The 4,667-nt window shown below is 74.5% G+C and carries 5 protein-coding genes; 3 read left to right on the top strand and 2 right to left on the bottom strand.

Annotated elements, in window-relative coordinates; genetic code table 11:
- A partial coding sequence (locus tag JNW89_RS28200; RefSeq protein WP_238451401.1) for a 2'-5' RNA ligase family protein occupies positions 1-445 on the bottom strand: 445 nt, incomplete at its 3' end.
- 81 nt (positions 446-526) lie between these two features.
- Between JNW89_RS28200 and JNW89_RS28195 the strand changes: the two genes are divergently transcribed.
- Positions 527-1,036, top strand: a complete 510-nt coding sequence (locus JNW89_RS28195; protein ID WP_238451400.1) for a DinB family protein — start codon at positions 527-529, stop codon at positions 1,034-1,036.
- Between the two features lie 7 nt (positions 1,037-1,043).
- Here JNW89_RS28195 and JNW89_RS28190 read toward each other — a convergent pair whose 3' ends face one another.
- The gene (locus JNW89_RS28190) at positions 1,044-2,003 is read right to left on the bottom strand and encodes a glycoside hydrolase family 88 protein (RefSeq protein WP_238451398.1); all 960 of its coding nucleotides are present in this window, start codon (positions 2,001-2,003) and stop codon (positions 1,044-1,046) included.
- Between the two features lie 169 nt (positions 2,004-2,172).
- Here JNW89_RS28190 and JNW89_RS28185 point away from each other — a divergent pair, with 169 nt between their 5' ends.
- Positions 2,173-2,547: an SCP2 sterol-binding domain-containing protein gene (locus JNW89_RS28185; RefSeq protein ID WP_238451397.1), complete on the top strand. Its 375-nt coding sequence runs from the start codon at positions 2,173-2,175 to the stop codon at positions 2,545-2,547.
- Positions 2,544-4,610: a glycogen debranching N-terminal domain-containing protein gene (locus JNW89_RS28180; RefSeq protein WP_238451395.1), complete on the top strand. Its 2,067-nt coding sequence runs from the start codon at positions 2,544-2,546 to the stop codon at positions 4,608-4,610. The genes JNW89_RS28185 and JNW89_RS28180 overlap by 4 nt, the downstream gene beginning before the upstream one ends.
- Positions 4,611-4,667 lie beyond the last annotated feature (57 nt).

Below are 4,667 nucleotides of genomic sequence, written 5' to 3'. Positions count from 1 at the left end.
GCAGCATCTCCAGGCACCGTCGGACGGCGGCGGCCATCAGCACGTTCGGCACCCGCATGGACAGGGTGCAGTGCGGCACCCAGCGCCCCGGGCGGTACTGCTCGGACAGGGTGACCCCGGCCCGGATCAGCCGCTCGTGCACCAGGGCGTGGTGGGCCAGCAGCTCGACGGTGGGGGTGACGCCGAGCCAGAGCACCCGGCCGACGAACTGGCCGGCATGGTCGAAACCCAGCCGCAGCGGCGCGGCGACCACCGTCCCGCGCAGCGCGTCGGCCACCCGCTCCGGGTCGAGGCGGGGCGCCACGGCGAGGGACACGTGCGGCCGGTGCCGCTGCTCCAGCAGCGAGCGCATGCTCTGTACGCCCTCGGCCTCCAGCGCGTCCCAGAGGACCCGGATGCGACGGGTGGCGTCGGTGTCCAGATACAGCTCCAGCGCCGCGACCACGTGATCACCCTAGATGCCGGGTTTACCGGCCCCGGCCGGCGGTACCCGACGGGAGACGGCGGCCCGCGAAGGAGTGCTCCGGTGGACGTGAACGACCTGCTGACCGAGATCTACGACCGGCTGCCCGACCTGGTGCGCGCGGCGGTGGACGGGCTGAGCCCGGCGGAGCTGCGCCGGTCGCCGGTGCCCGGCGGCAACCCGGTCGGCTGGCTCATCTGGCACCTGACCCGGATCCAGGACCACCATGTCGCCGACCTGCTCGGCGCGGAGCAGGTCTGGACCTCCGGTGATTGGGCCGCCCGGTTCGGGCTCGACCCCGACCCCGACGACACCGGCTACGGCCACACCCCGCAGCGGGTCGCCTCGGTACGCCCGGAGAGCGCCCGCGCCCTGGTCGACTACTACGACGCGGTCGCGGGGCGTACCCGGACGTTCCTGGCCGGGCTGCGGCCGGCGGACCTGGACCGGGTGGTGGACGAGGCGTGGGACCCGCCGGTGACCCTCGGGGTGCGGCTGGTCAGCGTGGCCGACGATGGCCTCCAGCACGCCGGCCAGGCCGGCTACGTCCGGGGCCTGCTCCACTCCGGGTGAGCCGCCGTCACCCGGCCCGGCGCAGGGCGGCGTACGCGAGCAGGTGGAACGCCTGCGCCTCCGGGGAGGTGCCGGGGCGGGTGAAGTCCGGCGCGCCGCTGACCGGCCGGACCAACCCGTGCCGGTCGACCTGCCGGGTCGCGGCGGCCAACAGGTCCCGCCCGACGTCCCGGTACGCGGCCGGCAGCCAGCCGTCGGCGACCCCGGTCAACGCCGCGTACGCCAGCATCTGCGCGACGTTGGCCTCGACGAAGCTGCCCGGGTCGTCGAGCACGTCGTGGAAGAGCCCGTCCGGCCTGCGGTGCGTCAGGCAGGCGTCGAGGACCGTCCGGGCGTGTCCGGCCAGCTCCTCGCGCTGCCCGGCCGGCCAGTCGGGCCGCAGCCGCAGCGCGCGGGCGATGCCGGCGACCACCCAGCCGTTGCCGGTGCCCCAGTGCTGCGGGTGGTCCAGCCGCGCCCGGCCCTCGTCCCAGCGGGCCGCGTAGAGCCCGCTGCGCTTGTCGTACAGGCGGCGACGGTGACCGTCGACCTGGGCCGCAGCCGGTCCGGGATGCCCGCAGAGGGCGAGCAGCGGCACCACCATGTACACCGTGTCCGCCCAGACCTGCCGGTTGCCGAGCAGATGGAACAGGGTGCCGTCGTCGGCCCGGGGCGCCCGGGTCAGCAGCCAGTCGAGCTGCCGGTCCAGTGCCGCCGCCCAGCGCTCGTCGGGGTGCGCCCGGACGGCGTGTCGCAGCGCCTCCCCGCAGGCCGCGCCGTTGACCGCGCCGGCCTCCCCGGAGACGTCGCCGAGCCGGCCGTCCGGGTGCTGACGGGTCACCGCCGCGTCGGCGAGCAGCACCGCCTGCTGGTCGAGCCCGAGGTCGAGCAGCGCGTGGCCGGTCACCCCCTGCTCCCACGACTGCCGCTGCATGGCCAGCAGCGCCGCGAGCACCCGGCCCACCCGGGGGTCGTCCAGTTCACCCATCGTCGCCTCCCTCCGCTTCTGCTACCCCGGATCCGGCGGCGCACCCACGGGCCTCCGGGCTGCCCGAGGGTAGGGGCCGGGCCGATTCACCCGGTGCGGGTGAGGCGGCCTCACCCCGACGACTGCGATCGTGCTCACCGGGCTGCGGACCGGACGGGGGAGGGGCGCCATGGCGACGTCGGGGGCGGAGTTCCTGGAGCGGCTGACGTCGCGCCGCCGCCCGCAACTACCCGAGAACCTCACCGGCACGATCCGGCTGGACCTGCACGACGGGGGCAGCACCGAGCACTGGTACCTCACCGTGCACGACCAGCGTGTCGACGTGACCCGCTCGCCCGAGAACGCCGACCTGGTGGTGCGGGCCGACCGGGAGGTCTTCGACCGGCTCGTCGACGGCCGGACGGAGGTGGTGCAGTCGCTGATGCGCAACGAGTTGACCGTGCAGGGCGAGATGCGGCTGCTGCTGACCCTGCGGCGGGTCTTCCCGGGCCCGGTCGACGCCCGGCACCCGCGCGACGTGGCCCGAGAGAGCCTGGGCCGGTGAGACAGGAACGCGTCCACGTCGTCGCCGGCAACGCCTTCGCGGCCAGTGACGCCCAGGGCGACATGGAGGTCGATCCGCGGGCGCCGGTCGGGCTCTTCTCGTTCGACACCCGGTTCCTGTCCCGCTGGGTGCTCACCGTCGACGGTCAGCGGCTGGACGCCCTGTCCCGGGACGACATCAGCCACTTCGAGACCCAGTTCGTCCTGGTCCCCGGCACGGCCAGCCACTACGTCGACGCGGACGTCTCGGTCATCCGGTACCGCTCCATCGACGACAGCTTCAACGAGCGGATCACGGTGCTCAACCACTCAGCCGGCCCGGCTGAGCTCGTCGTCCGGATGGACGTCGACGCCGACTTCGCCGACACCTCGGAGATCCGCAGCCCCCGGCCCCGCCGGACGACCGCGACCGCCTTCCCCGACGAGGGAGTGCTCCGGCTGCGGTACCAGCGGGACCGGTTCTGCCGGGAGGCGGCGGTCTCCACGACCGCCCCGGGCCACGTCGACCAGGGTGGCTTCACTTACCGGATCACCGTCCCCCCGAACGGGCGGTGGGTCACCGACCTGCACGTCAATATGATCATCCGCGGCGAGGGCGGCCGGGACGTGCGGGCCAGCCTGGAGACGCACCGGCAGCTGGTCGACCACGACATGCGCGATGACCTGCGGGACTGGCTGGATCGGGCCCCGCGGCTGGTGGCGGAGCGCGACGTCCTCTCCGACGTCTACGAGGGCGCGCTGACCGACCTGGCCGCGCTGCGCTACACGCCGTTGTCCTACCCCGCGCGGGTGCCGGTGGGCGGCCTGCCGTGGGCGATGGCGCTCTACGGCCGGGACGCCATGATCACCTGCTTGCAGACGCTGCCGTTCACCCCCGAACTGGCCCCGGCCACCCTGCGGCTGCTGGCCCTGCTTCAGGGCGGACGACTCGACGACTACCACGACGAGGAGCCCGGCAAGATCCTCGGCGAGCTGCGCTACGGCGAGTCCGCCGGCTTCGGCGAGGAACCGACGGCGCTCTACTACGGCGCCGCCGACACCACGCCGCTCTTCGTCGTGCTGCTCGACGAGTACGAGCGCTGGTCCGGCGACGCCGCGCTGGTCCGGGAGCTGCAGCACCCGGCGCGGATGGCGCTGGACTGGATCGACGCGTACGGGAACCTGACCGGCGACGGCTACCTGCGCTACCAGCGGCGCAACTCGCGCAACGGGCTGGTCAACCAGACCTGGAAGAACTCGCCCGACGCGATCGTGCACCGCGACGGCCGCCAGCCCGCCCTCCCGCGGGCGACCTGCGAACTCCAGGGGTACGCGTATGACGCGAAGCTGCGGGGTGCCCGGCTGGCGCGGGAGTTCTGGGGCGACCCGGCGTACGCCCACCGGCTGGAGGGGGAGGCGGCGGCGCTCAAGGAGCGGTTCAACCGGGACTTCTGGCTGCCCCGGCGCGGGCACTACGCGCTGGCGTTGGAGCCGGACGGCACCCCGGTGGAGACGCTCACCTCCAACATCGGGCACCTGCTGTGGAGCGGGATCGTCGAGAAGGAGCGGTCCGCGCAGGTCGCGGAGCACCTGCTCGGGCCGGAGATGTTCACCGGGTGGGGCGTGCGGACGCTGGCCCAGGGGCAGCTGCCGTACAACCCGGTGGGGGCGCACGTCGGGGCGGTCTGGCCGTCGGACAACTCGCTGATCGCCGCCGGCCTGCGCCGCTACGACCACGACGACGCGGCGGCCCGGGTCGCGGCCGGCGTCCTCGCGGTCGCGGAACTGCTCGGCGGTCCGGTGCCCGAGGTGATCGCCGGCTACCCACGCGAGCTCACCGGGTACCCCGTCCAGTTGCCGATGGCGGGCCGCCCGCAGTCCTGGGCCTCCGGCGCGCTGCTGATGCTGCTGGGCACCATCCTCGGGCTGCGGCCCTGCGGGGACGATCTGTTGGTCACCCCGGCCGTGCCGCAGGGCTTCGGCCGGGTGGAGCTGCTGGACGTCCCCGGCCGCTGGGGTCACGCCGACGCGTACGGTCGGGACCGCTCGGCCCGCGCGAACGGGCGGCCTTCCCGGCTGCGCTGACCGCGACGGCGTCGCGCGTACCCGCCCTCGACTCGGCGCGGTCACCGCTGGGCGGCG

The organism is Micromonospora sp. 4G55 (assembly GCF_016803375.1).
Note: the sequence above shows the minus strand (reverse complement) of the source record. Positions and strands in the feature narration are given on the sequence as shown.

Coding starts and splice junctions, on each gene's coding strand:
- JNW89_RS28190 (WP_238451398.1), bottom strand. CDS start 2,003: ATGGGTGAACTGGACGACCCCCGGGTGGGCCGGGTGCTCGCGGCGCTG.
- JNW89_RS28185 (WP_238451397.1), top strand. CDS start 2,173: ATGGCGACGTCGGGGGCGGAGTTCCTGGAGCGGCTGACGTCGCGCCGC.